The organism is uncultured Fretibacterium sp. (assembly GCF_938030725.1).
In the GTDB taxonomy this organism is placed as follows: domain Bacteria; phylum Synergistota; class Synergistia; order Synergistales; family Aminobacteriaceae; genus Fretibacterium.
The window spans coordinates 1-4,243 of record NZ_CALHIQ010000166.1 but is presented as its reverse complement, the minus strand read 5'-3'; the positions used below and the strand labels follow the sequence as shown (position 1 = coordinate 4,243).

Genomic DNA, 4,243 nt, shown 5'->3' with positions numbered 1-4,243 from the left:
GACGTGCCGAAAGATACGCGCATGATCCTGACGAACGCCGTGTACTTCAAGGGACGGTGGCTCCAGCCCTTCAGCCCCGAGCTCACGGTTCCTGAACCCTTCTACGTCACGGAGACGGAGTCGAAGGACGTCCCCATGATGAAGGAGGACAGGGAGTCCCTCTATGCGGATGTGGAGGGTGTGAAGCTCCTGAAACTGTCCTATGGCGGGGCCGCCAGCATGTTGCTGGCCCTGCCGAAGCAGGGTGCGATGGACGAGCTGCTGAAGGACCTTGCCCATCGCGACGGGCTTGACCTCATCCGCCGCTGGCAGGCCTCCATGACCACGCACCAGGTGGACGTGTGGCTGCCCAAGTTCGAGACGGAGGAACGGTACGAGCTGAAGGAGCTCCTGACGACGTTGGGGATGGGCCAGGCCTTCTCGGATGCCGCGGACTTCTCCGCCATGACGGAAAACAAAGAGCCGATCTGCATCGGCAGCGTCGTGCACAAGGCGTTCCTGGAGGTGGACGAGGAGGGGGCCGAGGCCGCGGCGGCCACGGGCGTGGCGATGGTCTACGCTACGGCCCTGCCCAGGCAGGAACCGCCGCGCGCGGAGTTCCACGCCGACCGACCGTTCCTGTTCTTCATCCTGGACGACGCGACGGGAGCGATCCTCTTCATGGGGACCCAGAGCTTTCAGTGACCCGTCAAGAGATTGGACTTGGAATCGTAGAGAGAGCCCCCCTAAGGGGGGCTCTCTCGTCTTCAGCGGTGGAAGAGCACGCTGGGCAGTGGGGGCAGGGCGAATGCAGGGCCTGGAGCGAAGTGCCCCGTTTCCCTCAGCCCCTGCTGCAGGGCCGCCTTGAGGCCCTCCTCTCCGCCCGCGATGTCGCCCGCCGCGTAGGCGGCGAGGAGGGCGTTCGTCGCGAGCGCGCCCCCCGTATCGAGGGTCACGGTCTCGGCGCGGATGAGGTCCGCCTTGATCTGGTTCCACAGGGCCGAGCGGCTGCCGCCCTCCGTGACGATGATACGCTCCACCGGCGTGCCCGCAGAGCGGCAGCGATCCGCGATCTCGCCGTACTCTCCCGCGATGGCCTCCAGCACCGCGCGCCACAGCACGAATTGATCCGTGTCCATCGTCATGTTGAGGAAGCACCCGTGGACCTCCTCGCAGCCCTTCGGGCCACCCGTCAGCCACGGCAGGAAGCGCACGCCGTTGGCGCCTGCGGGCACGCCTGCTGCCCCCTGGCTCAGGCGGTCGTAGCAGCCGTCGTCGCCGGGCTGACCGCAGACGTTGTCCCGGAACCAGCGCAGCGCCAGCCCTCCCGTCCGCACGAAGCCCCAATAGAAGTACGTGTCCGGCAGGGTTGCGCTGTTGAAGATGAGGTTGTTGCCGCTTCGGCTGAGGTCCGGCACGATGCCGGCCGTGGAGATGCAGAACATGGAGCAGGTGCCCGCCACGTCCACGGCGTGTCCTGGCGCGAACACGCCACAGCCCAGGAGCGACTGCATGGTGTCGCCCGCTCCGGCGCATACGGGAAGCCCCGGGGGGAAGCCCGTCCGCGCTGCGGCCTCCTCCGAGAGCCCTCCAACGACGTCCCAAGGGCGCACGATGCGGGGCAGAAGGGAGGGGGAGATGCCGAGGAGATCGAGCTGCTCTGGCGACCAGCGTTTCTCCGTGACGTCGTAGCCGAGGCCCCAGCCTGAGAGGGTCCCCCAGTCGATGAAGGCGTCCGACGCGCCGAGCCCCGCCAGATTCAGCAGGATGTAGGGGGCGTTGTGCATGAGCTTCCGCACGCGGCCGCGGGACGGCGCGTTCTTCAGCAGCCATCGCGCGTGCAGGGCGGGAAAGAGGCACAGCGGGTCTGGATTGCCCGTTTCGCGGGCCCAGAGGTCCGTTCCCAACGCCGCCAGAGCTGCCGCGTCCTCCTGCGTGCGGGAGTCCAGGTAGTTGATGTAGGGCGTGACGGCGCGGCCCGCCTCGTCCACCCCGGCTATGCCGCAGATGATGCCGTCGCCCATCACGGCCCTGACGGACGCGGGATCAAGCCCCTTTCGGCCCATCTGCTCCGCGCAGTCCTTCATGCCGGCGAGGGTCAGTTGAAAGTACTCCTCGACGTCCATCTCCACCCAGCCGGGATGCGGGTAGAAGAGCGTCGTGGGGTTGACGGCCTTCGCGACGCACTCGCCCTCCGCGCTGTACACCGCGACCTTGACGCTCTGCGTCCCCGCGTCGAAACAAAGATAATGATTCATTCCGGACGTTCCACCGGCGGGCTATTCCTTCTGCGCGGGACGCATGAAGATGAACTCGTAGCCGTACTGGCCCGTGGTGCTGTCCTGAGTGCGTCGGGAGCCGACGACCCTCCAGCCCGCCTTGCCGCGCTCGTCCATGCCGGCCGTGATGCGGTCGTCCAGCAGAAAGTCGATGGCGTACTCATACCGCTCGTCCTGGTGGAGCGCCCCTGCGGACGCTACGGCCTTCGCCTCAGGCGTCTGGTCCGCGCGGAGGACCGCTGTCAGGCCCCGCAACTGCAGCCAGCACAGGATCACCGCGGCTAGCAGCAGGAGCGTCAAGAGCGGCAGCAGAAATCCGCCACGCGGCCTTGCAGCACCCTCCTGGGCGACGGGCGCCTCCTTGCGCGCCAAAAGCTTATCCTTCAGACCCATTGCTGTATCCTCCTCCGTTGCCTCAGCGGACTCCGCGTCCTGCAGAGATTCGTGGATTTCCTCCGGCTCAGGCTCTGCCTCGTGAGCGGGTTCCTCCGGGGCCGGGGCGCCCAAGGCTTCGTCGTGTTCTTCTTCCTCAACCTGAGGAACCTCCGGTTCAGGCTCTGCCTCAGGGGCAGATTCCTCCGGGGCCGGGGCATCCAAGGCACCGTCGTGTTCTTCTTCCTCAGCCTGGGGAGCCTCCGGCTCAGGCTCTGCCTCGTGAGCGGGTTCCTCCGGAACTGGGGCGTCGGCTTCGTCGTGGCCTTCTTCTTCGGTCTGAAGCGTCCCGCCCTCGGCTTCCGGTGTCGCTGCCGGCCCCTGGACGACGGCGGTCGGTTCGTTGAACGGCTCAGGCTCCGCGGCGGCCAGCGTCGGGGCTGCCGGTTCCGCGACGAGCAGGGAACTGACGTCCATCTCCGCTGTGTCCTCCACGGGCTCCTCCGCCGGTCCGGCCGGAGAAGCTGCTTCCGTCACCAGCAGCGGCTCCTCTGGAGCCTCGCCCTCAGGGAAGTCCGACTCGACGTCGGGTCCTGCCGACGGATGGGGCTCCGTCATGGCGGCGGCGATGTCGTCCATCAGCTTTTCTTCAGCCGTCGAGGGTGCTTCCGATTCCACGCCCGATGCCTCGGCGATGATTTCTGTTTCTGCGGCTGGTGCCTCCAGTTCCACCTTGACGGGAAGTTCCGCGGTGGGCTCCGTCGGCGCCTCGACCTCCGGGGCGACGTTCAGCACGACGTCGGCGACAGGCGCAGGGACTTCCGCCTCCACGTCCAATGCCTCGGCGACAGGCTCTGGTTCTGTCGCCTCCGGCTCCGTGGCTGGTGCTTCCAGTTCCACGTCGGCAGGGAGTTCCGGAACGGGCTCCACCGGTGCCTCGATCTCCGGGGCGACGTTCAGCACGACGTCGGCACGGGGCGCAGGGGCCTCCGGCTCCACGTCCGACGCCTCTGCGGCGGGTTCAGGCTCTGCCGGTTCCGCTGTTGACGTTTCCAGTTCCACCTCGGTGGGAAGTTCCGCGGCAGGCTCTGTCGGCACCTCGTCCTCCGGGGCGACGTCCAGCACGACGTCGGCGAGTGGTGCAGGGGCCTCCGGCTCCACGTCCAACGCCTCGGCGACAAGCTCAGGTTCTGCCGTTTCCGCGGCTGGTGTTTCCAGTTCCACTTCGGAGGGGAGTTCCGCGGCGGGCTCTGCTGGCACCTCGTCCTCCGGGGCGACGTTCAACACGACGTCGGCGGGGGATGCAGGGGATTCCGGCTCCACGTCCAACGCCTCGGCGACGAGCTCAGGTTCTGTCATTGGCGTTTCCAGTTCCACCTCGGAGGGTAGTTCTGGGACGGGCTCTGCCGGCGCCTCGGCCTCTGGCGCGACGTCCAGCACGACGTCGGCGAGGGATGCGGGGGCCTCCGGCTCCACGTCCAACGTCTCGGCTACAGGCTCAGGTTCTGTCGTTTCTGCGGCTGGTGCTTCCAGTTCCACGTCGACGGGGAGTTCCGGGACGGGCTCTGCCGGCGCCTCGACCTCTGGCGTGACGTTCAACACGACGTCGGCAC

2 protein-coding genes and 1 pseudogene are annotated in these 4,243 nt (G+C 67.4%); 1 reads left to right on the top strand and 2 read right to left on the bottom strand.

Annotated elements, in window-relative coordinates; all coding sequences use genetic code 11:
* The coding region (locus Q0629_RS09310) for a serpin family protein (RefSeq protein WP_298781736.1) at positions 1-684 on the top strand (684 nt) is incomplete at its 5' end.
* Positions 685-746: 62 nt separating this feature from the next.
* Here the strand turns inward: Q0629_RS09310 and Q0629_RS09305 are convergent.
* Both Q0629_RS09305 and Q0629_RS09300 read right to left on the bottom strand, forming a co-directional pair.
* On the bottom strand, positions 747-2,237 hold the full coding sequence (locus Q0629_RS09305) for an FGGY family carbohydrate kinase (RefSeq protein WP_298781733.1): 1,491 nt from the start codon (positions 2,235-2,237) through the stop codon (positions 747-749).
* Positions 2,238-2,258: 21 nt separating this feature from the next.
* Positions 2,259-4,243 (bottom strand): annotated as a pseudogene (locus Q0629_RS09300) (hypothetical protein); the annotation flags it as partial.